This window comes from Micromonospora antibiotica (genome assembly GCF_017599305.1).
Taxonomy (GTDB): Bacteria; Actinomycetota; Actinomycetes; order Mycobacteriales; family Micromonosporaceae; genus Micromonospora; species Micromonospora antibiotica.
The window spans coordinates 178,760-204,797 of record NZ_JAGFWR010000001.1; the positions used below are offsets into that span (position 1 = coordinate 178,760).

General features: G+C 71.8%; 26 protein-coding genes. 20 read left to right on the plus strand and 6 right to left on the minus strand.

Annotated features, from left to right (window positions below; all coding sequences use genetic code 11):
* Nucleotides 1-17: 17 nt before the first annotated feature.
* Nucleotides 18-2,102 carry a choice-of-anchor D domain-containing protein gene (locus JQN83_RS00810; protein WP_208565082.1) on the minus strand — a complete coding sequence of 695 codons (2,085 nt, stop codon included), beginning with the start codon at nucleotides 2,100-2,102 and terminating at the stop codon, nucleotides 18-20.
* Nucleotides 2,103-2,391: 289 nt separating this feature from the next.
* Nucleotides 2,392-3,717 carry a hypothetical protein gene (locus tag JQN83_RS00815; RefSeq protein ID WP_208565083.1) on the minus strand — a complete coding sequence of 442 codons (1,326 nt, stop codon included), beginning with the start codon at nucleotides 3,715-3,717 and terminating at the stop codon, nucleotides 2,392-2,394.
* A gap of 302 nt (nucleotides 3,718-4,019) precedes the next feature.
* Between JQN83_RS00815 and JQN83_RS00820 the strand changes: the two genes are divergently transcribed.
* The 5 genes from JQN83_RS00820 to JQN83_RS00840 all read left to right on the plus strand — a co-directional run bounded on the left by JQN83_RS00820 (nucleotide 4,020) and on the right by JQN83_RS00840 (nucleotide 9,275).
* On the plus strand, nucleotides 4,020-4,448 hold the full coding sequence (locus JQN83_RS00820; RefSeq protein WP_372443945.1) for a hypothetical protein: 429 nt from the start codon (nucleotides 4,020-4,022) through the stop codon (nucleotides 4,446-4,448).
* Between the two features lies 1 nt (nucleotide 4,449).
* Entirely contained in the window at nucleotides 4,450-6,090 is a 1,641-nt protein-coding gene (locus JQN83_RS00825) for a sodium/solute symporter (protein WP_208565084.1), read from the plus strand.
* 157 nt (nucleotides 6,091-6,247) lie between these two features.
* Complete coding sequence (locus JQN83_RS00830; RefSeq protein ID WP_208565085.1) at nucleotides 6,248-7,012, plus strand: ABC transporter ATP-binding protein; 765 nt, start codon at nucleotides 6,248-6,250, stop codon at nucleotides 7,010-7,012.
* The gene (locus JQN83_RS00835) at nucleotides 6,997-8,685 is read left to right on the plus strand and encodes an ABC transporter permease (protein WP_208565086.1); all 1,689 of its coding nucleotides are present in this window, start codon (nucleotides 6,997-6,999) and stop codon (nucleotides 8,683-8,685) included. Before JQN83_RS00830 ends, JQN83_RS00835 begins: the two co-directional genes overlap by 16 nt.
* Entirely contained in the window at nucleotides 8,685-9,275 is a 591-nt protein-coding gene (locus JQN83_RS00840) for an SRPBCC family protein (protein ID WP_208565087.1), read from the plus strand. The genes JQN83_RS00835 and JQN83_RS00840 overlap by 1 nt, the downstream gene beginning before the upstream one ends.
* On the opposite strand, the gene JQN83_RS00845 is transcribed toward JQN83_RS00840, so the two are convergent.
* From JQN83_RS00845 to JQN83_RS00855, 3 genes are read right to left on the minus strand one after another with little or no spacing between them, the layout of a single operon-like run.
* On the minus strand, nucleotides 9,202-9,672 hold the full coding sequence (locus JQN83_RS00845; protein ID WP_208565088.1) for a nuclear transport factor 2 family protein: 471 nt from the start codon (nucleotides 9,670-9,672) through the stop codon (nucleotides 9,202-9,204). The two genes, JQN83_RS00840 and JQN83_RS00845, sit on opposite strands and share 74 nt — an antisense overlap.
* Nucleotides 9,663-9,878, minus strand: a complete 216-nt coding sequence (locus JQN83_RS00850) for a DUF397 domain-containing protein (RefSeq protein ID WP_208565089.1) — start codon at nucleotides 9,876-9,878, stop codon at nucleotides 9,663-9,665. The genes JQN83_RS00845 and JQN83_RS00850 overlap by 10 nt, the downstream gene beginning before the upstream one ends.
* 17 nt (nucleotides 9,879-9,895) lie before the next feature.
* On the minus strand, nucleotides 9,896-10,078 hold the full coding sequence (locus JQN83_RS00855) for a hypothetical protein (protein WP_244251537.1): 183 nt from the start codon (nucleotides 10,076-10,078) through the stop codon (nucleotides 9,896-9,898).
* A 64-nt stretch (nucleotides 10,079-10,142) separates the two neighbouring features.
* On the opposite strand from JQN83_RS00855, the gene JQN83_RS00860 reads away from it, so the two are divergent.
* The 12 genes from JQN83_RS00860 (at nucleotide 10,143) to JQN83_RS00915 (ending at nucleotide 22,606) form a co-directional block, all read left to right on the plus strand.
* The gene (locus tag JQN83_RS00860; RefSeq protein ID WP_208565090.1) at nucleotides 10,143-10,673 is read left to right on the plus strand and encodes a flavin reductase family protein; all 531 of its coding nucleotides are present in this window, start codon (nucleotides 10,143-10,145) and stop codon (nucleotides 10,671-10,673) included.
* Nucleotides 10,674-10,985: 312 nt separating this feature from the next.
* Nucleotides 10,986-11,357 (plus strand): DUF485 domain-containing protein, encoded by a 372-nt coding sequence (locus JQN83_RS00865; protein ID WP_208565091.1) that lies wholly within the window; start codon nucleotides 10,986-10,988, stop codon nucleotides 11,355-11,357.
* Nucleotides 11,335-13,008: a monocarboxylic acid transporter gene (locus JQN83_RS00870; RefSeq protein ID WP_208565092.1), complete on the plus strand. Its 1,674-nt coding sequence runs from the start codon at nucleotides 11,335-11,337 to the stop codon at nucleotides 13,006-13,008. The genes JQN83_RS00865 and JQN83_RS00870 overlap by 23 nt, the downstream gene beginning before the upstream one ends.
* Before the next feature lie 186 nt (nucleotides 13,009-13,194).
* Nucleotides 13,195-14,172, plus strand: coding sequence for an NAD-dependent epimerase/dehydratase family protein (locus JQN83_RS00875; protein ID WP_208565093.1), 978 nt, complete (start codon nucleotides 13,195-13,197; stop codon nucleotides 14,170-14,172).
* Between the two features lie 77 nt (nucleotides 14,173-14,249).
* The gene (locus tag JQN83_RS00880; protein WP_208565094.1) at nucleotides 14,250-15,482 is read left to right on the plus strand and encodes an LCP family protein; all 1,233 of its coding nucleotides are present in this window, start codon (nucleotides 14,250-14,252) and stop codon (nucleotides 15,480-15,482) included.
* A 250-nt stretch (nucleotides 15,483-15,732) separates the two neighbouring features.
* A complete protein-coding gene (locus JQN83_RS00885; protein ID WP_208565095.1) occupies nucleotides 15,733-16,941 on the plus strand; it encodes an LCP family protein in 1,209 nt (402 codons plus the stop codon).
* 196 nt (nucleotides 16,942-17,137) lie between these two features.
* Nucleotides 17,138-18,079: an LCP family protein gene (locus JQN83_RS00890; RefSeq protein WP_208565096.1), complete on the plus strand. Its 942-nt coding sequence runs from the start codon at nucleotides 17,138-17,140 to the stop codon at nucleotides 18,077-18,079.
* Nucleotides 18,080-18,272: 193 nt separating this feature from the next.
* Nucleotides 18,273-18,608: a rhodanese-like domain-containing protein gene (locus JQN83_RS00895; protein ID WP_208565789.1), complete on the plus strand. Its 336-nt coding sequence runs from the start codon at nucleotides 18,273-18,275 to the stop codon at nucleotides 18,606-18,608.
* Nucleotides 18,609-18,618: 10 nt separating this feature from the next.
* Nucleotides 18,619-19,410, plus strand: a complete 792-nt coding sequence (locus tag JQN83_RS00900; protein WP_208565097.1) for a glycerophosphodiester phosphodiesterase — start codon at nucleotides 18,619-18,621, stop codon at nucleotides 19,408-19,410.
* A 193-nt stretch (nucleotides 19,411-19,603) separates the two neighbouring features.
* Entirely contained in the window at nucleotides 19,604-21,061 is a 1,458-nt protein-coding gene (locus JQN83_RS00905) for a sensor histidine kinase (protein WP_208565098.1), read from the plus strand.
* 94 nt (nucleotides 21,062-21,155) lie between these two features.
* Nucleotides 21,156-21,569, plus strand: coding sequence for an ATP-binding protein (locus JQN83_RS00910; RefSeq protein WP_307799007.1), 414 nt, complete (start codon nucleotides 21,156-21,158; stop codon nucleotides 21,567-21,569).
* 155 nt (nucleotides 21,570-21,724) lie between these two features.
* Nucleotides 21,725-22,606, plus strand: coding sequence for a DUF5926 family protein (locus tag JQN83_RS00915; protein WP_208565100.1), 882 nt, complete (start codon nucleotides 21,725-21,727; stop codon nucleotides 22,604-22,606).
* A 50-nt stretch (nucleotides 22,607-22,656) separates the two neighbouring features.
* Here the strand turns inward: JQN83_RS00915 and JQN83_RS00920 are convergent, their stop codons facing one another.
* A complete protein-coding gene (locus JQN83_RS00920) occupies nucleotides 22,657-23,874 on the minus strand; it encodes an arginine deiminase (protein ID WP_208565101.1) in 1,218 nt (405 codons plus the stop codon).
* 164 nt (nucleotides 23,875-24,038) lie between these two features.
* Here JQN83_RS00920 and JQN83_RS00925 point away from each other — a divergent pair, with 164 nt between their 5' ends.
* The 3 genes from JQN83_RS00925 to JQN83_RS00935 all read left to right on the plus strand — a co-directional run bounded on the left by JQN83_RS00925 (nucleotide 24,039) and on the right by JQN83_RS00935 (nucleotide 26,037).
* Nucleotides 24,039-24,776: a hypothetical protein gene (locus JQN83_RS00925; RefSeq protein ID WP_208565102.1), complete on the plus strand. Its 738-nt coding sequence runs from the start codon at nucleotides 24,039-24,041 to the stop codon at nucleotides 24,774-24,776.
* 177 nt (nucleotides 24,777-24,953) lie between these two features.
* Entirely contained in the window at nucleotides 24,954-25,415 is a 462-nt protein-coding gene (locus JQN83_RS00930) for a hypothetical protein (RefSeq protein WP_208565103.1), read from the plus strand.
* Between the two features lie 52 nt (nucleotides 25,416-25,467).
* Nucleotides 25,468-26,037, plus strand: coding sequence for a hypothetical protein (locus JQN83_RS00935; RefSeq protein WP_208565104.1), 570 nt, complete (start codon nucleotides 25,468-25,470; stop codon nucleotides 26,035-26,037).
* The last annotated feature ends 1 nt before the right edge of the window (nucleotide 26,038 follow it).

Consider the following 26,038-nt stretch of genomic DNA (forward strand, 5'->3'; position numbering starts at 1 on the left):
CCCGTCCCCGGATCGGATCAGCGTCGGGTGGGCGGAAGCGAGCCCGCGCCCACCACCGTCGGCCGCGCGGAGGTGCGGGCGGCACCAGACCCGACGTGGCTGTCGGTGCCGGAGTACCGGTAGAACGTGCCCACCACGTCGGCCACCAGGTGGACGTTGCCCGAGAGGTTGTGCACGTTGAACGCCTGGTTCGGCCCCAACTGACCGAACACGGCGTTGGAGACGGTCTGCCCCGCCCCCGGGTTGAGGTTGCTCGCGTTCGGCCTGGGCCGGGTCGTGTCGGCAGGCCAGACGGTGACCACCGTGCTCTTGGTGGGCGTCACCGCGGTCACGTTCATCGCCACCACCTCGGTGGTGTCGGTGAGCATGGCCGACGGCGGGGTCACCTTCCGGACCGAGCCCGGACCGAGCACCCCGGGGATGCCCAGCCCGCTGCGGCTGTCGACGATCCGGGTGGGGCTGCGCGGGGTGAACCGGAGGCCGTCCACCACCGTCGCGTCGTCGATCACACCCACCAGGTCGACCACGACGTGCGAGGTCGCCGAGGTGTAGATCTCGTACGACGGCGCCCCGTAGGAGTCACCGGTGCAGAAGTCGGCGTAGCAGGGGCTGGCTTCCACGATCGCCAGGTTCGGCACCACCTTGCCGGCCGCGTAGTTGACGGTCGACGTCGACGGCACGTCCCAGCCGCCCTTCCAGGCGGTCAGGTAGCCGTTCTTCTTCGGCGAGACGGCGGTGATGTTGAGAACGTAGGCCCGGACGTGGGAGCGGAACTCCGGGACGAAGTTGACCCAGCCGGTGATGGACCAGCCACCCGGCAGGGCGCCACCGCCCGAGCGGGTGTCGAGGATCCGGACCGGGTTGAACCACTGGTACTGGCCGCCCATGCCCTGGCTGGCCAGTGCCGCGTCGCTGCCCGCGTACCAGCCGACCACGTCGACCACGGCGTCGGTGGCACCGGCGTGGTTGTAGATCGACACCTTGCCACCCGAGCCGAGCTTGACGGTGACGTTGTTGGAACCCAGCCAGGACTTCGGGAAGTTGATCGAGGAGGCGGTCGGGCGTCCTTCGCCGGCCGGGTAGACGGTCAGGAAGCTGCCCGCCGTCGGGTTGGCCACGGTCACGTTCAACACCACCGAACCGACACCGCTGGACGGCACCCCGCCACGGCCGGTGATCTGGAGGTCGACCTTCTGCCCGGCACCCAGCTTGCCCTTGCGGACGCCCAGCCCGCTGCGGGTGTCCATCACCCGCGACGGGCCGACGGCATAGTAGGTGCCCACGGCGGTGTCGACCGCGGTGAACTTCAGCCGCACCAGCCGCTTGCCGTAGGGGCTGTCGTCGGCCAGCACCAGGTTGGCGGCGAAGGAACCCGCCCGCCGGGCGGTGGCAGCGACCGTCATCGTGCAGCTCGCCCCCGGGTCGAGGGTCCGACCGGTGCAGTCGTTGCCGGTGATCTGGAACGACGCGGGATCGGTACCGGCCAGCGTCGCGCCGCCCAGGGTCACCGGCAGGCTGCCCGCCGAGCGGTAGGTGACCTTACGCGTCTGGGTCGGGCTCTCGACCTTGAGTTCACCGAAGTCCACCGGCGCGGGAGAGGACAGCAGGGCCGCGTACTCGACGTCGGAGTTCCACCGGATCTCACCGGTGGCGTCGCCCCGGTTGTCGCAGTTGTAGGAGTATGAGGCGGCCAGGCCGGTCAATTCCTGGGTTTCCGGGTCGAAGGCGGCCGACCGCACGGTGAGGCTGCCGGTCGGACTTCCGCAGCCCCAGTCGGACGAGATGTCCAACCTCGCGTTGTCCGCGTCTCCGAACCTCGTCGTGGGGTACGTCCGGCCAGCGACGAACTGCTCGCCCGTCGGGGCCTTGAACAGGAGAGAGAGCCGGGGGTCCTGCGGACCGTCCCGGAAGTACATCCACGTGCTGCCGTCGGTCTGCGGTTGCACCGACACGGTGAACCCGTCAGCGGAGAAGACCCTCGACTCGACCGCAGGGGACGAGGTCTCCCCGATGTCGATCGTGACGAGCGTGTACGGCGCGGCGGGCGCGGCCAGCGCCATCCCCGGCAGTACGGCCAGCGCACAGGCCCCGGCAATGCTCATGCCGAGTAGAGCGCGAAAAATGCGCATGAATACCCCGTGAAGAAGGAAGAGTGATTGTGGACCACACACTATGGGCGGTGATCACGAGCGGCAAGGCCGTATCGACGGAATGCCAAGAAAGGGCATTGCGCCCTTACCGGATCGACGACCGGCACCGTGTCCGAAGCCCGTTCGCCCTGCATGGCAGGCGTCCGCCATTCATCGTCGGAAAACGCGAGAGCGCCCCGACCGGGTGGTCGGGGCGCTCTGCGGGTGACGACTGACGGTCAGCCGTCGGGGTGGCTGTCGGTCAGCTCCGGTTCGCGGCCGGAACCGCGCTCGGCTTGGCCTTGCCGCCCTTCAGCGACGTGGCCGACTTGGCCGTGGACGCCGGCGGGTAGTAGAACGTGCCCACCACGTCGGCGACCAGGTGCGTGCTGCCGGACAGGTTGTTGACGTTGAACGCGTACTCCGGGCCGATGATGCCGAGCACGCCGTTGGAGACGACCTGGCCCGCGTACGGGTTCAGGTTGCTGGTGGCGGGCTTTTCGACGCTGTCGAGGTCGGCCGGCCAGGTGGTGATGACCGTGTTCTTGGTCGGGGTGACGGCGGTGACGTTCATCGCCAGCACCTCGGTGTCGGGCGTGACCAGCGCGCCCGGGGCGGTGACCTTACGGGTGCCGTTGGCCGGGATGGCCCCGGAGATACCCAGGTTGGAACGGCTGTCCACGATCCGGGTCGGGCTCAGCGGCGCGAACCGCATGCCGTACGGGGACTCACCGTCGTCGACCACACCGACCAGGTCGACCAGGACGTGCGCCGCCTGCGAGGTGTAGATGTGGAACTTCGGCGCACCCACGGTGCACCAACCGTTCAGCTCGCTGCCGGTGCAGGGGGTGGTCTGCACGAAGGTCAGGTTGGGCACGTTCGTGCCGGCGAGGTAGTTCACCGTCGAGGCGGTCGGCCGGGCGCCCTTGCCGGACCACGCGGTGAGGAAGCCGGACTTGGCCGGCGACACCGCGGTGACGTTGAAGACGAACGACTTGACGTGCGGGTTGTAGTCGTCGCCGAAGTTGAGCGAGTATTCCAGCACCTGACCCGCCGGGGGCTTGCCCTCCGGATCCTCACGGCTGTCCCACATGCGCTCCGGCAGGTACCACTCGTACTGGCCGCCGGCGCGGTTGGTGAGGCTGTTGTCGCCCGCGTAGAAGCCGACCACGTCGACGATCACGTCGGTGGAGCCGCTGTTGTTGTAGACCGAGACCTTGCCACCGGAGCCGAGCTTCACGGTGACGTTGTTGGAGCCCAGCCAGCCCTTGGCGAAGTTCACCGAGGAGGCGGTGGGCCGGTTCTCACCCGTCGGGTAGGCGGTGAGGAAGCTGGCGGCGCTGGGACCGGTGACGGTCACGTTCAGCACGACCGCGCCGACGCCGCTGGCCGGTACGCCACCACGGCCGGCGACCTGGAGGTCGACCTTCTTGCCGGCACCGATCTTGCCGATCGGGGCACCCGTGCCGTTACGGGTGTCCAGCAGGCGGGCCGGGGCGACCGGGTAGTAGGCACCGGTCACGTCGTCGAGGGCCGCCGCCTTCTGCAGCGGTGCGGAGACGGGAGCCGCGGAGGCCGTACCCGGCACCACGGCCAGTGCACATGCTCCGGCGAGAGTGACGCCGAGGATAGTGCGAATTTTGCGCATAGAGACCCCGTGTTCGAAGAGGAAAGGATTGGCCGCCCCAGCGTAGGGGCCCGGGTCAATGCCGGCAAGGCCGATACAGATGACCGCCCGGTGACGTTCCGGTGAGGACGAATCACACGAAATGCCACCGGCATCCTCGACCCGCCGCTGTCGTCCACAGGGTGGCCGCCTTGTCCACAGGTTGTCCACACCCCCCGGTGGACGACACTTGACATTCGGGCCGGGCCCGCGAGACTGCCCGGGTGACCGCCCACCACGATCCCGAACCGACACCCCGGGACCCCGGGCCACCGGCCGCCCGGCCGACCGGGCGGGTACGGATCGTGCTGGCCGGCGTCTCCCGCCGGGACACCCGGGCCGACCACACCCGCACCGAACTGGCCCAACAGACCCGGGTCGGTGAGGCGCTGGTGCGGGGCCTGGTCCGGGCGCAACTCACCCTCGCCCTGCGACTGAGCCTGCTGGTGCTGGTCGGGCTGGGCGGGCTGCCCTGGCTGTTCGCCATCGCACCCCCGGTCGGCCGGGTCACCGTGCTCGGGGTCAACCTGCCCTGGCTGCTGCTCGGGGTGGTCTCCTTCCCGTTCCTCATCGCCGTCGGCTGGGCGTACGTGTGGCTCGCCGAACGCAACGAACAGGACTTCGTCGACCTCGTCCAGCGGCCGGAACGCTGAGATGGGCAACGGGTACGTCGTCCCGGCGATCGTCGCGGTCACCCTGGTCACCGTCGGGATCGGCTTCTACGGCCTGCGCCTGGCCCGGACCACCTCCGACTTCCTGGTGGCGTCCCGCACGGTCAGTCCGACCTGGAACGCCGCCGCGATCGGCGGGGAGTACCTGTCGGCGGCGAGCTTCCTCGGCATCGCCGGGCTGATCCTCAAGTACGGCGTCGACGTGCTCTGGTACCCGGTCGGTTTCGCCGCCGGCTACCTGGCGCTGCTGCTCTTCGTCGCCGCGCCGCTGCGCCGCTCCGGGGCGTTCACCCTGCCCGACTTCTGCGAGCTGCGGCTCGGCTCCCGCCGGCTGCGCACCCTGGCCACCGTGTTCGTCATCTTCATCGGCTGGCTCTATTTGGTGCCGCAGTTGCAGGGCGCCGGGCTCACCCTGGCCACGGTGGCCGGCTCGCCCTACCCGGTGGGGGCGCTGCTGGTCGCAGTGGTGGTCACCACCAACGTGGCGTTCGGCGGGATGCGGGCGATCACCTTCGTGCAGGCCTTCCAGTACTGGCTGAAGCTGACCGCGCTCGCCGTACCCGCGATCTTCCTGGCCCTGCAGTGGCAGGCCGACGCCCGCCCGGCGGTGACCCCGCCCGACGGGCCGGCGTTCCGCACCGCGACCACCGTCGTGGTCGAGCACCGCGCGGCCCTCACCTTCCCCGACGGCACCATCCGTGAGGTACGCCCCGGCGACGAGCTCAGCTTCGCCGCCGGTGACCCGGTGCCCGAGGTGTCCGGGGCGGCCACCGGTGCCGCCGACTGGCTGCTGCCCAGCGCCGCCGGGGACGACGACCGGGGCCTGTTCGCCACCTACTCGCTGATCCTGGCGACCTTCCTCGGCACCATGGGACTGCCGCACGTGCTGGTGCGCTTCTACACCAACCCCGACGGCGCGTCGGCCCGGCGGACCACCCTGGTGGTGCTGGCCATGGTCGGCGTCTTCTATCTGCTACCCACCCTCTACGGCGTGCTCGGCCGGATCTACACCCCGCAACTGCTGGTCAGCGGGCAGACCGACGCGGTGGTGGTGCTGCTTCCCGAGGCGGCGCTCGGCAGCGGCGTCACCGGGCGGCTGCTTGCCGCCCTGGTCGCCGCCGGGGCGTTCGCCGCCTTCCTGTCCACCTCGTCCGGGCTGCTCACCAGCGTCGCCGGGGTGATCTCCACCGACGTGCTGGGACGCGGCTCGGTACGCGGTTTCCGGCTGGCCACGGTGATCGCCGGCGGGGTGCCGGCGGTGCTCGCGCTGAACGTCTCCGGGCTGGACGTCTCCCAGGTGGTCGGGCTGGCCTTCGCCGTCGCCGCGTCCAGCTTCTGCCCGCTGCTGGTGCTCGGCATCTGGTGGCGCGGCCTGACCGACCTCGGCGCGGCGGCCGGGGTGCTGGTCGGCGGCGGGGCGGCGATCGGCGCGGTGCTGGTCACCGTCCTCGGGCCGCCCCTGACCGGCTGGCCGGCCACCCTCACCACCCAACCGGCCGCCTGGACGGTGCCGCTCGCCTTCACCGTGATGATCGCCGTGTCGATGGCGACCCGCCGCCGCACCCCGGTCGACGTCGGGGCCACCATGCTCCGCCTGCACACGCCCGAGTCACTGCGCTCCTGACCGGTTCGTCCCGGTCGTCCGGGGCCACGCCAGGATCGACAGGGCGGTCACGGCAAGTCTCGGATCCTTCACCGTGCGCGACCGTCCGTCTCGGGGATGAGCCGGGATCGTCCCCCGGCGGGAGCAGCCACTCGCCCGGCCCGGATACGGTCGACACATGACTGGTGAACACCCTGCGCTGGCACTCCGTGGCCTGGCCAAGCAGTTCGACGGCAAGGTGGCGGTCGCCGGGGTGGACCTGGCCGTCCCCGCCGGCTCGTTCTACGGCCTCCTCGGCCCCAACGGCGCCGGCAAGACCACCACCCTGTCGATGGCTGTCGGACTGCTCCGACCCGACCACGGCAACGCGTGGGTGCTCGGGCACGACGTCTGGGGTGACCCGGTCGAGGCGAAACGGCTGCTCGGCGTCATGCCCGACGGCGTCCGGCTGTTCGACCGGCTCACCGGCGCGGAGCTGCTGGCGTACCACGGGCTGCTGCGCGGCATGGACCCGGCGGTGGTCGACCAGCGGGCGGCGGAGCTGCTCGACGTGCTGGCCCTCACCGACGCCGGCCGGACCCTGGTCGTCGACTACTCCGCCGGCATGAAGAAGAAGATCGGCCTGGCCTGCGCGCTGCTGCACGGCCCCCGGCTGCTGGTGCTCGACGAGCCGTTCGAGGCGGTCGACCCGGTGTCGGCGGCGCTGATCCGCGACATCCTGCACCGGTACGTGGTCGGTGGCGGGACCGTCGTCTTCTCCAGCCACGTCATGGAGGTCGTCGAGCGGCTCTGCTCGCACGTGGCGATCCTCGCCGACGGCACCATCAAGCGGGTCGGCACCCTGGCCGAGGTGCGTGGCGAACGTTCCCTGGAGGACGTTTTCGTCGAGGTCGTCGGCGGCCGGACCGCGACCGGTGAGGAGCTGGCGTGGCTGTCCCGGTGAGCACACCCGCCGAGCGGGTCCGCCCGGTCTCCCCGCGCCACTTCGTCCGGCTCAAGCTGCGGGTGATGGGCAACAACTTCCGGGGCCAGGGCTGGCGGATCGCGCTCTTCGTGGTCGGGGTGCTGGTCGGGCTCTGGTTCGCGGCCGGCGGTTTCCTGATGTTCGCCGCGCCCGGCTTCGCCGACGAACCCCGCTACGCGGTGATGGCGGCGGCGTTCGGTGGCGGGGTGCTCGTCCTCGGCTGGCTGCTGCTGCCGCTGGTCTTCTTCGGCGTCGACGAGACCCTCGACCCGGCCCGGTTCGCCCTGCTGCCGCTGTCCCGCCGCACCCTGGTCACCGGCCTGTTCGCGGCGGCGCTGATCAGCGTGCCGGTGTTCGCGGTGCTGGTCGCGGTCGCCGGGCTGGTGGTCAGCGCCGCGCTGCTCGGCGGCGCCGTGGCCGGCGTCGTCGCCGCCGTCGGCGTGGTCGCCGGGGTGCTGCTGTGCGTCGCCGCCAGCCGCGCGGTGACCAGCGCGTTCGCCACCATGCTGCGGTCCCGCCGGGTCCGTGACCTGGCCGCCGTGCTGCTCGCCGTGGTCGCCGCGCTGCTCGGCCCGTTGCAGCTCGTGGTGCTGGCCGCCGTACGCACCGCCGACTGGGACCGGCTCGTCGGGGTGGCCCGGATCGTCGGCTGGACCCCGTTCGGCGCACCCTGGACGATCGGCCTGGACGTGGCCGAGGGCCGGGCCTGGGCGGTGCCCGTCAAGCTGCTCATCACCGCGGTCACCATCGGGGCGCTGCTGCTCTGGTGGTCCCGGTCGCTGGAGTCGGCGATGGTCGGCGCGGCGAGCGCCGCCCCGACCAAGACCCGCCAGGCACCGACCGGCGGCGCGATCGCCCAACTCTTCCCCCGCGCGGTCGGCTGGGCCCGCCGGGACCGGTTCGGCGCGCTGGTGGCCCGCGAGTGCCGCTACTGGTGGCGCGACGCCCGACGACGGGCCAACCTGATCACCATCGCCGTGGTCGGGATCTTCGTCCCGGTGATGGTCAACCTCGGTGGCGCGGGCTTCGCCGTCGGCCAGGAGGGCTTCGAATCCACCGGGGACCCGTCGCCGGTGCTGCTCAGCATCTCGATGATCTTCGTCGGCGTGCTCGCCTCGGTGACCCTGGCCAACCAGTTCGGCTTCGACGGCAGCGCCTACGCGGCGAACGTCGTGGCCGGGGTCCCGGGTCGGCTGGAGCTACGCGCCCGGATGACCGCCTTCTCCGTGTACGTGCTGCCGATGCTCGGTCTCGTCTCCCTGATCATCAGCGGGGTGCTCGGCCGGCCGGAATGGTTCGGGGTGGCGGCGGGCGCACTGCTCGCCTCGTACGGGGTGGGATTGGCGATCAACGGGTTCATCTCGGTGCTCGGGGCGTACTCGCTGCCGGAGACGAGCAACCCGTTCGCGATGAACGGCGGTTCCGGGGTCGCCAAAAGCATGCTCACCCTGCTGTCCATGGTCGGCTCGGCGGCTGCCGCCGTACCGATGGTGGTGGCCGCCGGGCTGCTCGGCGACGTCTGGCTCTGGCTGGCCCTGCCGGTCGGCGCGGCGTACGGGGTGGGGGCGGCGCTGCTCGGGGCGTACCTGGCCGGGGACGTGCTGGACCGCCGGATGCCGGAGCTGCTGTCGACCGTCACCCCCCGCCGCTGATGCCGGTCGTCGAGGCGGTCATCACCGTCGCGGTCCCGCCGGAGGTGGCGTTCGCGGTGTCGCAGACCGTCGCGCCGGTGCGCTACCGGTGGGACCCGTTCGTCCGCGAACAGCACTTCGTCGACGGTGCCACCCGCCCCGGCAAAGGCGTGCGCACCTTCACCCGGTCCCGACACGGCCTCGTGATGATCAGCGAGTACGTCTCCTTCGCCCCGCCGACGAACGTGGGGATGAAGATGGTGCGCGGCCCGTGGTTCTTCGAGATGTTCGCCGGTGGCTGGCGGTTCGCCCCGGCACCCGAGCCGGGCCACACGGTCGCCACCTGGCGGTACAGCTTCCGCTGCCGGCCGGCGTTCCTGCGCCCGGTCGCCGACCGGGTCGGCGTCTGGCTGCTCACCCGGGACATCCGCCGCCGGATCGCCGGTTACGCGGCCGGGTGCGCCGACCCGCAGGTGCTGGCCGCCGCCCGTGCCGCCCTGCCCGACGGGCCGGGCGGCACACCCCGGGAGGCGGACCTCACTCCTCGGGGTGCTGACTCCGCCCCTCGGGATGCAACGGTCGACGACGCGGGACCACCCGCCGGTAGCTGATCCGCCAGCCGGTCGCCGGCCGCCGCGCACCGGCCGTCCCTGCCGGGGGCCGCGTCTCGACCCGACGGACCACGTCCTCGTAGACCACGGTGCCCACCGGGCCGTCGACCGGCACGCCGAGCCCCTTCGAGCGGACCCGGACCGTGCCGTCGGCGTCCTCGCTGACCACGACGTTGGTCACGTGGTGGCCGAGCGGGTTGCCGTCGCCCAGGGTCCGCGCCGCCTCGGCGAACGCCGCGTACCCCCGCAGTACGCCGAACCCGTAGGCGGTCACGTCGTAGGCGAAGTCGTCGGTGAACAGCTCGGACAACCGGTCGAACGCCCCGTCGTCCATCAGGTGGCCGTGCAGCGCGACGAGTTCGTGGATCGCCAGCCGGTCATCGGCGCTCAGCGGCACGCCCGTCGTCCCTCCAGCCGGGCGGCGGTTCCCGTCGAGGTGACGAAGGAACGCCAGGTGTCGGGGGTGAAGTGGAGGGTCGGGCCACAGCGGTCCTTGCTGTCCCGGACCAGCACCACCCCGGGCAGATTGTCCGCCACCTCGACACAGTTGCCGGAGTCGTCGGAACGCGACGAGGTCCGCCAGCGTGGCTCGTCAGGGGTCATGCGTGGCTGGTCGGAAATCATGGCGTCACCTTCAGCTTGTTGACCAGATCGAGTGAGGCGCGTTCGGCGAGTGCCTCACCCAACAGGCTCTCCCACTTGCGCAGTATCAGTCGAATCCATTCCGGATGGTCCGCGAGCTGCCCTCGGGCGGTGTTGTCCAGACACAGGACCTGCTCGCTCCCGGGCAGTTCCGCCAGCACGAACCATGAAAACGTGGCCGTCTCTCGCCCCGACCTGGCAACGCGGGACGGGGCGGGGGCCACAATGTTTCACGTGAATCCAGAACCGGGTGCCGAGATCCACCACACCGACCCGTTCGCGGTGCCGACCGGGCAACGCTCGCCGGCCCGTCGGCTACGGGGACGGCTCGCCGCCCCGGTGACGCTCTGGACCGCACCCGGCCCGGCCGGGCTGACCGTGTCGTCCACCCTGGTCGCCGAGGGGGAACCGGACCGGCTGCTCGGCCTGATCGACCCCGAGGCCGACCTCTGGCCGGCGATCGAGGAGGCCGGCCGGTTCGCGGTGGCCCCACTCGGGCCGTCCCACCGGCAGCTCGCCGACCGGTTCGCCGGGCTCTTCCCCTCCCCGGGCGGCCTGTTCGCCACCGACACGTGGACCGACACGCCCTACGGGCCGGTGCCCGCCGACGCCGGGAGCTGGGCCGGCTGCCGCCTGGACACCGCCCGGGAGTACGGCTGGGCGCTGCTCGTCGAGGCCACCGTCGAAACGGTCGAGATCCTGACCGACACCCCGCCCCTCCTGCACCACCGGGGCCGCTACCACCACCTTCCCTGACCCGACCCCGACCCGAGCTGGCCCGAGCCGAGCCGCCCGGGCGGGCGGGGGTGGCGTCGCCATGTGTCCTGGGCGGTCGGATACCGCTGTATCGGCCCACGGGAGTGGATCACGGTTGGGCCGGGCCGGGCCGGGACGGGCCGCGACGGGGACGGCGCGGGCCGGTGAGCGGGGTGACGTGGGTCACTGGGCGCAGGTGGGGGACCGTTCGGCGCAGGGGACTGCCGGGATCGATCTGCGCCTTTTCTCGCAGGCAGGCCGGTCTCTACGGTGCGCGAAACTCCCGATGCCTGTGAAGGTGGTGATCCACAGATGTCCACGGACACACCCACGCCCGCCCCGGCCGAGTCGGCGGCGGAGCGTTATCTGGCCGTACAACGGTCGGACGAGTTCGTCGGGTTGCGCCGCGCGCTGCGCAGCTTCGTCTTCCCGATGACCGTCGCGTTCTTCCTGTGGTACGCGCTCTACGTGATCCTCTCCGCCTACGCGCGGGACTTCATGGGCACGAAGCTCTTCGGCAGCAACATCAACGTGGCGCTGATCTTCGGGCTGCTCCAGTTCGTCTCGACGTTCCTCATCGCCTGGCTCTACTCGCGGTACGCCGACCGCAAGCTCGACCCGACCGCCGACCGCATCCGCGCCGAGATCGGGGAGGTGACCCATGAACACGGTCCTCGCGGTTGAGGCGGGTGGCGGCACCGCCCGCAACCTGACCATCACGCTGTTCCTGGTCTTCGTGGCGGTGACCCTGGCCATCACGATCTGGGCCAGCCGGCAGACCAAGACGGCCACCGACTTCTACGCCGGCGGCCGGTCGTTCTCCGGCTTCCAGAACGGCATGGCGATCGGCGGCGACTACATGTCGGCCGCGTCGTTCCTCGGCATCGCCGGCATCATCGCGCTGTACGGCTACGACGGCTTCCTCTACTCGATCGGCTTCCTGGTCGCCTGGCTGGTGGCGTTGCTGCTGGTGGCGGAGCTGCTGCGCAACTCGGGTCGTTACACGATGGCCGACGTGCTGGCGTTCCGGATGCGGCAGCGGCCGGTGCGTACGGCGGCGGCGGTCTCCACCATCACGGTGTCGATCTTCTATCTGCTGGCCCAGATGGTCGGGGCGGGCGCCCTGGTCGCGCTGCTGCTGGGGATCAAGCCGGGCACCACGTTCCTCGGCATGGACGCCGACACCGCCAAGATCGCCACCATCATCATGGTCGGCGCCCTGATGATCATCTACGTGACCGTGGGTGGCATGAAGGGCACCACCTACGTCCAGATCGTCAAGGCGTTCCTGCTGATGACCGGCGCGCTGGTGATGACCGTGCTGGTGCTGGCCAAGTACAACTTCAACCTGTCGGCGCTGCTCGGTGACGCCGCCGCCACGTCGGGCAAGGGCAGCGCGTTCCTCGAACCCGGGCTCCGCTACGGCGTCGAGGTGGCCGGCAACTCGACCCAGACCTTCTACAACAAGATGGACCTGCTGTCGCTGGGCATCGCCCTGGTGCTCGGCACCGCCGGCCTGCCGCACATCCTGATCCGCTTCTACACGGTGCCGACCGCCAAGGCGGCCCGCAAGAGCGTGCTCTGGGCGATCGGCATCATCGGCACCTTCTATCTGTTGACGCTGGCGCTGGGCTTCGGCGCGGCGGCACTGGTCGGCGGCAAGGCGATCGTCGCGCAGGACAAGGCCGGCAACACGGCCGCGCCGCAGCTCGCCGAGGAGTTGGGCAAGACCTTCCTCGGCGGCAACCTGGGCGGGGCGACCCTGCTGGCGATCATCGCGGCGGTCGCGTTCGCCACCATCCTGGCGGTGGTCGCCGGCCTGACCCTGGCCTCGTCGTCCAGCCTGGCGCACGACTTCTACGCCAACGTGATCAAGAAGGGGCAGACCTCCGAACGCCAGGAGGTCCGGGTGGCCCGGATCTCGGCCCTGGTCATCGGCGCGGTCTCGATCGCCCTGTCGATCTACGCGCAGAGCCTCAACGTGGCCTTCCTGGTGGCGTTGGCGTTCGCGGTGGCCGCCTCGGGCAACCTGCCGGCGATCCTCTACAGCCTGTTCTGGAAGCGGTTCAACACCTCGGGCGCGGTCTGGGCGATCTACGGCGGCCTGATCTCGGCCGTGTTCCTGGTGTTCTTCTCGCCGGTCGTCTCCGGTGCACCGACCTCGATGTTCCCGGAGCACGACTGGCAGTGGTTCCCGCTGTCCAACCCGGGCCTGCTGTCCATCCCGTTCGGGTTCCTCTGCGGCTGGATCGGCACGGTCATCTCCAAGGAGCACGACGAGGACAAGTACGCCGAGTTGGAGGTGCGTGCCCTCACCGGCGCGGGTGCGCACTGAGCAACCGGCACCACGAGGCCCCCGCCGCGATCGCTCGCGGCGGGGGCCTCCGCCGTCGCCCGGGGCCCGCCGACCCCGACGGCCGCGTCGTGGCAGGCCCCGGGGCAGAGACGGGCAGGGTACGGGGCACGGGCGTCACCCAGGTCGAAATGACCTGCGGCGGTCGCGCTGAGTAGGCTGACCGCCATGAAGGTTGCCCAGCGGTTCGGTAGCGGTCACCGCGTCCTCGTCACCGGCGGTGCCGGGTTCGTCCCGTCGCACCTGGTGGACGCCCTGATCGAGCGCGGGTGCACGGTCGTCGCGCTGGACAACTTCGTCACCGGCTCCAAGGACAACGTCGCGCACCTCGCGGAGCACCCACGGTTCACCCTGGTCGAGGCGGACATCTCCGAGGGCCTGCCCAGCCACCACCCGGCCCTGGCCCAGCGGTTCGACGCGATCCTGCACATGGCCTCCCCGGCCAGCCCGACGGACTTCGCGAAGCTGCCGGTGGAGATCCTCCGGGTCGGCTCGGTGGGCACCCTGCACCTGCTCGACCGCGCGGTCGCCGACGACGCCCGGTTCCTGATGGCCTCCACCTCCGAGGCGTACGGGGACCCGAAGGAGCACCCGCAGCGGGAGACCTACTGGGGCAACGTCAACCCGATCGGGGTGCGCAGCGTCTACGACGAGGCGAAGCGGTTCTCCGAGGCGGCCACGATGGCGTACCACCGCAGTCGGGGGCTGGACGCGGCGATCGTGCGGATCTTCAACACGTACGGCCCCCGGATGCGGCCGGACGACGGCCGGGCCATCCCGACGTTCATCTCCCAGGCGTTGCGTGGCGAGCCGATCACCGTGCACGGCACGGGTGAGCAGACCCGGTCGATCTGTTACGTCGACGATCTGGTGCGCGGCATCCTGCTGCTGCTCGACTCGACGCAGACCGGCCCGATCAACTGCGGCACCGAACACGAGCTGACCATGCGGCAACTCGCCGAGACGATCGCGTCACTCTCCGGCAGTACGTCACAGGTGACCTACGTCACTCGCAGCTCGGACGATCCGGAGATGCGCCGCCCCGACCTGACCCTCGCCCGGGACCTGCTGGGATACCAGCCGCAGGTGTCGCCCGACGAGGGCCTGCGACGCACGATCGACCATTTCCGCAGCCGGCTAGGGTAGCTCCCCCACGCCACGCGGGGCGCTCGGGAGGCTTCACATTCAGCGAACGCTCGACCCGCCTACGTACGCTGAAACGCATGTCAGCGACCTCGTCAGCCGGCGCCTCGCTCCCGTACCTGCACCGCAGCGCGGGCCGTGCCTCGGTGCCCGGCTCCGACCGGGGCGCCACCGGGCGCACCCGCCAGTCCGACGCGCAGTGGTACCCCTCGCACCAGGAGAGTCAGCCCCGGTCGGGCGGGCCGGGTGGCCCCGGCACACCCTCGGGGCCGGGCGGGCCGGGGAACTACGGCCGGCGTGGGCCGCGCCCGCGCTGGGGGCGGATGGCCCTGGTGGCCGGCGTGACGGTGCTGGTGGTGGCGCTGCTCGGCGGGATCGGGGCCTGGTTCTACACCCGCAACCTCAACGAGGACCTGGCCCGCACCGATCCGTTCTCGGAGATCACCGGTGGCCGGCCGGCGAAGGCGGTCGACGGGGCGCTCAACATCCTGCTGGTCGGCACCGACTCGCGGGACCCGGACGCGGCGGTCGACAAGCCGGGCGAGTGGCGGGCGGACACGCTGATCGTCATGCACATCCCGGCCGACCACAAGTCGGCCTACCTGGTCTCCGTCCCGCGTGACCTGTACGTGCCGATCCCCGAGAGCGCGGGCGCGGCCTGCGACTCCGGTCAGCGTGCCAAGATCAACGCTGCCTTCGCCTTCGGTGGCCTGCCGCTGGCGGTACGCACCGTGGAGTGCTTCACCGACGTCCGGATCGACAACGTGATGGCGATCGACTTCGGCGGCTTCAAGGAGGTCACCGACGCGCTCGGCGGGGTCGACCTGAAGGTGGAGCGGAGCATCACCTCGATCCACAAGCCGTACCGGAAGTTCACCAAGGGCACCATGCACATGGACGGCGCGACGGCCCTGGACTGGATCCGCCAGCGCAAGCAGTTCCCCCAGGGCGACTTCGCCCGGATGCGCCACCAGCAGGAGTTCCTGCGGGCGCTGATGGACAAGGCGGCCAGCACGGGCACGCTGACCAACCCCAAGAAGCTGAACGCGTTCCTCCAGTCGGTGACCGCCGCGGTGACCGTCGACAACGACTTCTCCCTCGGCGACATGGCGATCCAGTTCCGCAACCTGCGCGGGGAGAACCTGACCTTCCTCACCAGCCCGAACACCGGCAGCGACACCATCAACGGCGAGTCGGTGGTGGTGTCGGACCGGGAGAAGGCGCTGGCGATGTACAAGGCGATGTCCGCCGACACGATGGCGGACTGGGTGGCCGCCGACAAGAAGGCGGACACGCCGGGCAACGGGAACTGAGCCGGCCCGGCATCTGGGGTCGACCCGGCCCCGGATGTCGGGCAGATTTCGACGAGCGTCATCAGAGGTCTTTACCGAAGGCTTGATCATCAAAAGCCAACAGCCGTCCGGTCTCATCGATTCATCCGTTCGGACAAATCGCGGAGGAAAAGGTCGGGTTGTCTGGGATTTGTGCGTGTGACGACCTCGCCTTGACGGGAAGCGGTACGTAAAGTGGTCCCGCCCCCCGATCACGCGAGCTGGAGCATGCATGCCGGTTCAGACCAGCCCCCGCCCTTCGTCGCTGAACGCCGACCCCTACCGGGCGTCGGCCGCCGTCCCGTCACCGGGCGGTCGCGGCGGTAGGCCGTCCGGCACGGCCCGCAAGCGCACCCGGCGCAAGGACCCGCTCTGGGCGCGGCTGACCGTCATCTTCGGCGCGGTGCTGATGGTGACCAGCGGCATCGCGATCGTCGGCAGCAAGGCGCTGATCAGCCAGGCCACCGGCAACATCGCCCAGCGCAACCTGCTCGGCGGGGCGGGGAAGACCGAGGCGGAGGGCGGCGCCAACCTGGACGGCCCGATCGACATGCTGCTGCTCGGCGTGGACGCCCGGGAGCGCTGGGCCGCCGACGACGTCCGGTCGGACAGCATCATCGTGCTGCACATCCCGGCCAGCCACGACCAGGCGTACCTGATCTCGATCCCCCGCGACACCGAGGCACAGATCCCCGCGTTCAAGAAGAGCGGGTTCAAGGGCGGCACCGACAAGATCAACGCGGCGTTCCAGGCCGGTGCGCGCAACGGCGGCGGCTGGGAGGGCGGCGCGCAGCTGATGGCCCAGACCATCAAGAACATGACCGGGGTCAGCTTCGACGGGGCCGCGATCATCAACTTCGGTGGCTTCAAGAACGTCATCGACACCCTCGGCACGGTGCGCATCTGCGTCAGCCACGAGGTGAAGTCGCACCACATGATGATGGTCGACGGCAAGCAGATGTGGAACGCCGACGCCAAGAAGACCGGCCGGCCGATGACCCCGGTGGTCTACAAGAAGGGCTGCCGGGAGATGAACGGCCTCCAGGCGCTCGACTACTCGCGGCAGCGCTACGGCCTGCCCAACAGCGACTACGACCGCCAGCAGAACCAGCAGCAGCTGATCAAGGCGATGGCCCGTAAGGCCACCGACAAGGGCATGATGACCAACCCGGTCAAGGTCAACCAGCTGATCAAGGCGGCTGGCAAGGCGTTCATCCTGGACACCGGCGGGGTGCCGGTCGCCGACCTGGTCTTCACCATGCGCGGGGTCACCGCCAACGAGTTGACCATGCTGCGCACCAACGGTGGCACGTTCAACGGCAACGCCAACAACCGTGAGGCGCTCAGCCAGCAGACGCTGGACATGTTCCAGGCGATCAAGGAAGACAAGCTGGCCGAGTTCGTCTACGCCAACCCGAGCGTGCTGTCCACCCGGAAGTGACCCGCCGGTAGTCCCGGCGAACCGGCCCGGGGACCCGTGGTCCCACCGTAGCCTGACGTGAGAAACACTCACGTTTCGGCCACGGGAGGGCGTCACGGCCAGGTCAGCGCGATCCGTTCGGGGGCGGGGCACACCGTCTCCCGCCCGGCGCGGGACACGCTGGTCACGGATCCTGCTCGGTGTCGGCCTGACCCTGGTGCTGCTCGCCGGGCTCGCCGTCGTCGGGGTACGGCTGCTCGCCCACCGCTACGACCGGACGGTCAGCCGGGAACAACTACTCTCCCCCGACGCCCGGCAGGCCCGCACCGAGCTGGACACCGGGCTGAACTACCTGATCGTCGGCACCGACCGACGCCCCGGTGCAGCCGGGGCGGACCAGCGGTCGGACACCATCCTGATCGTGCACGTTCCGCCCGGCCTACGGCAGGCGTACCTGATTTCCGTCCCCCGCGACCTGCTGGTCGCGATCCCACCCGACGCCGCCGGCTACGGCGGGGGCCAGGACAAGATCAACGCGGCGTACGAGCACGGCGGTGGCGGCGAGGGCGGCACCCGACTGCTCTCGGCCACCCTGACCCGACTCACCGGCATCCGCTTCGACGGCGCGGCGCTCGTCGACTTCGCCGGCTTCCGCCAGGTCATCGACCTGCTCGGGGGCATCCGGATGTGCGTCGACACCGAGGTCCGGTCGATCCACACCGGGACGAACTTCCCGGTCGGCTGCCAGCAGATGGACGGCGCCAGGGCACTCGACTACGCCCGGCAACGCTACGACCTCCCGAACGGCGACTACGACCGGCAACGACACCAGCAGCAGATGCTGCGGGCGATGCTGGACCGGGCCGCCCAGTCCCACCTGCGCAGCGACCCCGTGCAACTGGACCGGGTGCTGCGGGCGGTCGGCAGCTCACTCACCGTCGACACCAACGGGGTGCCCCTGGACGACCTGGTGTTCGCGCTGCGGTCCCTGCCCGCCGACGCGCTGCACGGGGTGCAGTTGCCGTCCTACCCGCAGACCATCGACGGCATCTCCTACGTGGTGCTGGACCAGGGCGGCGGCGGGCTCTTCGACGCCGTCCGCACCGACCGGCTGCCCGACTGGTCGCGGGCCAACCCGCGCTGGGTCAACCGGCTGTGACCACCACCCCGACCACCGGATCCCGCGCCACCGAGGCCCCGGGGGCCACCGGCATCCCTGGAGCCACCGAGGTCCCGGAAGCCACCGGCATCCCGAGAACCGCCGGGGTCCCGGGAGCCACCGAGGTGCCGGGAGCCGCCACGCCGGCTGCCGACGTGCCGTCGGCGGCACCGAGGATCTAGGCTTGGTGACCGTGTTCGGATCCCAGGTTCCCAGCGTCCCCGTGACCGCGATCGACGACGACACCTACCTGCTCGACGTCCGGGAGGACGACGAGTGGGCGGCGGGCCACGCGCCCGGCGCCCACCATGTGCCGATGATGGAGCTGCCGGCCCGGCTCGCCGAGGTCCCCACCGACCGCGAGGTGGCGGTGATCTGCCGCTCCGGCGGGCGCTCCGCACAGGTGGTCGGCTACCTGCTCGGCAACGGGTGGGAGCAGGTGCGCAACGCCGACGGCGGGATGCGGCAGTGGGTGGCCGTCGGCAAACCGGTGGTCACCGGGGACGGGCAACCCGGCCAGGTCATCTGAGCGACCGAGCATGGGTGATCCACTGGTCTTCGCGCACCGTGGCGCGTCGGCCGACCTCCCCGAACACACCCTGGCGGCCTACCTACGGGCCCTCGACGAGGGTGCCGACGGGTTGGAGTGCGACGTCCGACTGACCCGCGACGGGCACCTGGTCTGCGTACACGACCGGCGGTTGAACCGGACCAGCAACGGTCACGGTCTGGTCAGCGCCCGCACCCTGGCCGAGCTGGAGGCGTTGGACTTCGGCTCCTGGCATCCCGGGTGCACACCGGCCGACGGCGACGAGGCGGGCGACGACGCGCACACCCGGCTACTCACCCTGGACCGGCTGCTGACCGCCGTACGCGACGCGGGCCGCCCGGTCCGGCTGCTGGTGGAGACCAAACACCCGTCCCGCTACCGGGGGGACGTCGAGCGCCGGTTGGTGACCATGCTGCGGCGGCACGGGCTGGCCGAACCGGGCCCCGACGACCCGGTCCAGGTCACCGTGATGTCGTTCTCCCCCCTGGCCGTCCGCCGGGTCCGTGAGCTGGCCCCGGCGCTGCCGACGGTGCTGCTGCTGGAGGTGCTGCCCCGCTGGCTGCCGCTCGGCCGGCTGCCGTTCGGGGCCAGGATCGCCGGGCCGGGCATCGGCCTGGTCCGGGCCCGCCCGACGCTGGTGCCCGCGCTGCGGGCCGCCGGCCACCCGGTGTACGTCTGGACGGTCAACGAACCGGCCGACCTGGACCTGGTCCTCGACGCGGGGGTGGACGGGGTGATCACCGACCGCCCCGCCCTCACCCTGGCCCGGCTCGGCCGGTGAGGCCAGTCGCCGCCCGACCGGTGAGGCCCGTCGCCGACCGACCCGACCGACCGGTGAGGCCCTTCGCCGCCGCACCGGCCCGGCCGGTGCGGCCCGTCGTCCGACCGGCCCGCTCGCGCCCGGGGCGTCCCAGCGGCGGGTCGGCCCCCGCCCGGGGATGTCCGACGGGCGGTGCACCGGGCACACTCGGGGCATGCCGGAACGAACCGATCTCGCCGACCTCATCACCGACCACGGCGCGGTGATCGAGATGATCAACTCGGGAGAGGCCGGGTTGCCGGTGCTCACCGCGCTGCTGCGGGCGGCCCGACCCGCGCTCGGCGCGGCCTGCGTGGCCTTCGTCGAGTTCGCCCCGACCGGGGGACGGGTGATCGCCGCCAGCGGCTGCGCCGAGTGGACCATCGGCCGGCCGTTGCCCGCCTCCGACCCGGCCACCGTCTGTCTGCTCACCGGTCCCCGGGTCCGGCAGACCCGGCTGGACCACCTCGACGGTCCGCTCGCCGGCGAGCTGGCCGAGCGGGGCCTGCGCCGCATGATCGTCGCCCGCGCCGAACTCAACGGTCTGACCGTCGGCAGCCTGCACGCCCTCTACGCCGACGGCGAGGACTCCGAGGACCGGGTCCAGCACGCCACCCTCGGCTACCTCGCCTCCTGCATCGCCCACATGTACGGCGACCAGAGCGGCCTGCCGGTGCACGGCGACGGCCCGGTCGTGGCGGCGCTCGCCGACGGTCTGGCCGTGGTCGACCGGGACGGCCGGGTCCGGCTCTGGAACCCCGCCGCCGCCCAGGTCACCGGCCGCAGCGCCGGTGAGGCGCTGAACCGCCCACTGCCGTTCCCGCTCCCCCCGACCGGCCAGGTGCTCGACCACCAACTACCCGACGGGCGGTGGCTGCGGATCACCTCCGGCGAACTGGTCGACCCGGGCACGCTGCGGGTGGTCACCTTCCGCGACATCACCGACCAGCAGCGCCGGGACTCCGACCGGGACCTCTTCGTCGCGGTCACCAGCCACGAGCTGCGTACCCCGGTCACCGTCATCAAGGGGTACGCGGACACCCTCACCGACCACTGGGAGTCGCTGACCGACCACGACCGGCGGCAGGCGGCCCGGGTGATCGGTCAACGGGCCAACGAACTGGCCCGGCTGGTCGACCGGCTGCTCGCCTCCGCCACCGACGTACGCCCCGGCGACGAGCCGGCCGTGCCGTTCGACCTCGGCGGGGCGTTGCGCGCGGCGGTGCTGGACCTCCCCGGTGACCTGCGCCGCCGCCTGCTCCTGCACGTCCCCGTCGACCTGCCCAAGGCGCTCGGGGACCGGCACAGCCTCACCACCGTGCTGACCGAGCTGTGCACCAACGCGGGCAAGTGGTCACCTCCGGACGCCGTGATCGAGGTGTTCGCGGCCGCCGACGGGCAGACCGTGTCGTTCCGGGTGACCGACCGGGGGGTGGGCATCCGGCCGGAGCACGTGGAACGCGCCTTCGACCGGTTCTGGCAGGGCGAGTCCGGCGACCGGCGGGGTTATCCCGGGGCCGGGTTGGGTCTCTATCTCGTCCGCCGGATCGTTGAACAGCAGAATGGATGGGTATCCCTACGTCCACGAGATGGTGGCGGTACCGTCGCAGAGGTGCGGCTGCCGCGCGGGTGAGTCGTCGGTGGACCCGGGGTGGTCCACCCCGCCAGCAGGCACGGGTCGAGAAGGAGCCGGGGTGTCGACGGGACGGGTCGAGCGTTCGTGGTGTGTGGTGGTTCCCCACCATGCCACCGGCGCGCGGCTGGCCCGGCACCGGCTCGCCGACGAGTTGGCCGGCCTGGTGCCCCCGCCGCTCCTCGCCGACCTGGTGGCCGTCCTGGCCGAACTGGTCGGCAACGCGGTCCGGCACGCCGACCCGCTGCCCGGCGGGGTGGTCCGGGTCGCCTGGCGGCTGCGGCCCACGTCGACCGGTCCGGGTCTGTCCGTCCGGGTGACCGACGGCGGCGCCGGCGTGGGGCCCCGGATGCGGGCCGCCGGCACGGACGCGGTCGACGGCCGGGGCCTGCACATCGTCGCCGGCCTGGCCAGTCGGTGGGGGGTCGACCGGGACGGTCTGGGGCAGAGCGTCTGGGCCGAGTTCGACCCGGCCGACTGCCGCCCGGATCTGATCGCCGCCGGCTGACCCGTCACCGCCCGTCCGCCGCCGGCCGAGCCGCGGTCCGCCTGTCCCTCCACCAGCCGGGTCGGGATCTGCGACGTCGGCGGCACCGGCGACCCGGCAGGCGCGGGGCGGGTCCTGCCCCCACCGCCGCCGATCGGGCTCTAGGCTGTCTCGCCGTGAGCAAGCGTCGAAAGAACCAGCGTGCCGAGGCCGCCCCCCGCCGGGAGAAGATCCGGGACGTGTTCGTCCCCCGTCCGTTCGAGGGGCTGGTGGACGAACCGGAGTGGATCGCCCTGCGCGAACTCGTACCGGCCGCCTCGGCACCGCTGCGACTCACCCCGGAACTCGTCGAGGAGCACGGCGACCGCCCGGTCACCCTGGCGACCGTGCTGCCGATGGCCGCCCCGGCGATGACCAAGCCGGACGGTCGGGTGTTCATCGGTCTCCAGCGCCACCAGCAGTCCGGTGACGTCTCCCGGGACCTGGCCGACGCGCTGCTCTGCGCGTTGCGTACCGAGCCGGGTGGGGCGGTGACGGTGCCGCCGCTGCCGGGCCCCGGCCCCCGGCTCCAGGACATCCTGGTCGACGGCCCGCTGGACATCACGATGCACGAGGGTTTCGAGTTCTGGCTCGATCCCGGCGCCGCCGACGACCCGACCGTGCAGGCGTCCCTGGAGCGGGCGAACGCCGCGATCTATCCGACCGTGAAGCTGGCCGCCGCCCGGGCCGCCTACTGGTGTCAGGTGCCGGAGAAGGCCCACGTGCGCTGGGTGCTCGGCGACGACGAGGACGCCGCGTTGGACGCGCTCTCCCGGCTCTCCGCCGCCGGTGCCCTCCCCCTGGGCGAGGGCACGAAGTTCGCCGGCATGTTCCGGGCGCACGGCCGGCTCGCGCCGGTCTGGGACCTGCCGGAGGACGTTCCGGCCGCCGAGTGGGAGGAGCCGGTCGCCGCGTTCGCCAAGCGGTACGCCGACGCGCTGGCCGAGAAGGAGCCGTTGGACGCCGCCGGTCGCCGGGCCCGCCAGGGCCTGCTCGGCCGCCAGCTCACCCTCCGCTGAGCCACCCCCACCGGTCCGGGGCGACGACGCCGGGGTAGGCGGACAGCGGGTCAGCCGGCGGGCGGTCGCAGTGGCTCGCGCACCAGCGGGCAGGACATGCAGCGCGGGCCGCCCCGGCCGGAGCCCAGCTCCGAACCGGCGATCGGGATGACCTCGATGCCGGCGCGCTCCAACTGGGCGTTGGTCTCCACGTTGCGTTCGTAGCCGACACAGAGCCGGGGGGCCAGCGCGAGGGTGTTGTTGCCGTCGTCCCACTGCTCGCGTTCGGCGGTCACCGGGTCCAGGCCGGTGTCGATCACCCGGAGCTGGTCGAGGTCCATCGCGTCGGCCGCCGCGCGCAGGAACGGCGCGGGGCCGTCGACCCGGGGCTCGCCGTCCGGGCCGGCGATCACCGTGTACGCCGACAGCGTGCTGGCCACGTTGGGGTACATCAGCACCGTGTCGACGTCGACCATGGTGCAGACGGTGTCGAGGTGCATGGTGGCCCGTTCCTGGGCGATCGGCACCACCAGCATGGTGTGCGCCAGGCCGGCGGCGAAGACCTGGCGGGCCAGCCGCTCGGCACCGGCGGGGGTGGTTCGCTCGCCCACCCCCACGGCGAGCACCCCGGGGGCGAGCAGCAGCACGTCGCCGCCTTCGAGGTGTTCCAGGCCCGGGTGGTAGACGGCCCGGGTGCCGACGAAGCGGGGGTGGTAACGGTAGATCGCGTCGGTCAGGGTGGTCTCCCGGCGGCGGGCCGGCATGGCGAGGCTGGTGACCCCGACCCGGTCGCCGATCCACAGTGACGAGTCGCGGGTGAAGAGCAGGTTGGGCAGCGGGTCGATGACGAATTCGTGCCGGTCCATCATCGTCCAGACCAGACCGCCGGGGCGCTCGGCGCTGATCCGTACCTCCTCGTGGGCGAGCCCGGCGGTGAGCACGTCGGCGAGCGCGGCCGGGTCGAGGTAGGCGAGGTGGTCGGCGACCCGGCGGCGCAGGGTGTCGCCCAGCCGGGGCGAACCGAGCACCTGCTCGGTCAGCTCGGCGCGGGCCTCGGGGACGGCGAGCGTCTCGGCGAGCAGGGTGGCGAGGTAGAGCACCTCCACGCCGCGCCCGCGCAGCTCGGCGGCGAAGGCGTCGTGCTCCTCCTGGGCCCGGCCGACCCATGGGATAGCGTCGAAGAGCAACGAGTCGTTGTTGCGGGGGGTGAGGCGGGCAAGTTCCGGACCCGGCCGGTGCAACAGCACCGTGCCGAGTCGACCGACCTCGCTGTCCACGTAGTGGGTCACCCCCGCAGCGTAGGGCAGTGATGAACGATCTTCAGCGGAAGAACAGCGGATGAATATGGCATTCATCCGCACTCATTCCGGCGTTCCAACTTGCCGTACCCCCACAGTGGCGACGTAGGGTAGTGAGACCATAACTTTCGAGGGACCTTTTGCCGGAGGTCGCGATGACTGTCTTTCCCGCTCGTCGAGCCGTACCCACCCGGGCACTGCCGCCCGTGGCGGTGCCGCACCCCCGTCCCGACGGGTCCGCGGCACTCGATCCGGCCCGTCCCACCCCACTGGAGTGGGCGCGTCGACGCCGGGCCGAGCGGGGCGCCCGCCGGCTGGAGGCCGCCGGGGCGCGGGCGCTCGGTCAGCTCGACCACCTGGGCCCCGCCTGGCACGTCATCGAGTGGCCGCGCACCGACGTCTCCGACGTCCTGCGCGACCACGGCCAGGACGAACGCGCCGGGTTCCTCGCCATCGGCCCCAGCGGGCTGTTCGCGGTGAGCATCGCCGACCACGGCCGGGCCCGGGTGCTGGTCGCCGGGGACGTGGTGCAGATCAACGGCAAGCGCCCGCCGTACGTGGCCGAGGCCCGCAGGGACGCCAAGCGGGCGAGCAAGGCCCTCACCGCAGCGGTCGGCCTGCCGATCCCGGTGACGCCGGTGCTGACCTTCGTCGGCTCCGGCGTCATCAGCGTCTACGGCCTGCCCAAGGACTGCATGATGGCGACCCACCGGGAGCTCGACCGGCTCCTCGTCGCCGGAGGCAACCGGATCAGCCCGGCCACCGCCGAGAAGCTGTCCCGGGTCGCCCAGGCACCGCAGACCTGGCACAACGGCACCTACCGTCCCACCGGCGACTACCGGTGGTACGACGAGGGCCGAACGGCCGCTGACAAGCCGGCAGGTCGCCGGTAACGTCACCGGCGACGCCCCGCGGCACCGGTCCCCCCGACACCTCCGGTCCGCGCCGTCGCCGGCCGCCCACCAAGGCACCCCGATCCACCCACCGGCGGCCGGTGGCTCCCGCGCGGTCGGCGACCGTCATCAAGACCGGCTAGCGTGGACAGTCCGTCGGTGTACCTAGGAGGCGCGGTGGCCCACGTCGAACTCTCGCTCTCGGACGTGTTCGTGCCGGCCGCACGGACGACGCCGACAGGGCCGGGGGGCGACAACGTCGGGCAGTGGTCAGCCACCGTCTCCCACGCCGAGGAGCCCTGCCTCCTGATCGCCGCCGACACCCGGGTGGTGGCCATCTCCGCCGCCGGCTGCGAGCTGCTCTGTCTCGGCGCCCCCGAGGAGGTGGTCGGCCTGCCGCTGCTCGAAGGGGGCCTGCGGCTGCTCGACTTCACCGCCGCCCGCCACGAGCTGCCCGAGCAGGAGACCGACAAGATCCCGCCGTTGCTGGCCCTGCACTCCGGCCGACTCGCCCGGGGGCTGCTGAGGGTGCAGCCGGCCGGCGACGACACCACCTACGCCACCGTCGACGCGATCTCCACGCCGATGCTCACCGACGGGTCGGTCGCCGGCTCACTCACCTTCTTCTCCGCGATCTGACCGGCTCCCCCGTCCCGACGCCCCCGCGCGCGACTCCCCCGAGGATCGGCCCGTGCCGCCCTACCCCGCACACCGTCCCCCGTACCGCCGGCCGTTCACCGGACGGATCGTCGTGGCCCTGCTCGCCGTGCTGCCGGCCACCGGCTGCGCCGCACCGCCGCCAGACCCGCCGCCGGTCCCCCTCGCCCCACCGACACCCGCCGTCAGCGCGCCACCGGCCACGTCGCCCGGCATGCCGCCGGTGACCCCCACGCTGCCGGTGCTCCCGACACGGCCGTCGACCCCGCCGCCGCCGACCCCCACCGCCGCGACGGTCGCCACGGCCTGCGCCGGCCGGCCCTCCGCCAACTCGGTGATCGGGCTGCTGCGCAGCGACGTGCTGCCGGGCGACGTGTCGGTGCGGGCAGTCGAGGGGCCGCTCTGCGCCGACGGCTGGCACTACACCGTGCTGGCGGTCAGCGGGCACGAGGAGCTCCAGGCGGTCAGCCGGGGGGAGCCTGGGGCGCTGCGGCTGGTCACCGCCGGCACGGACGTCTGCTCGATCGAGGTCAAGGCCACCGCGCCGTCCGCCATCCGGACGTTGGCCTGCGACGCCGGGACCGGGCTGCCACCGGGTGCGTAGG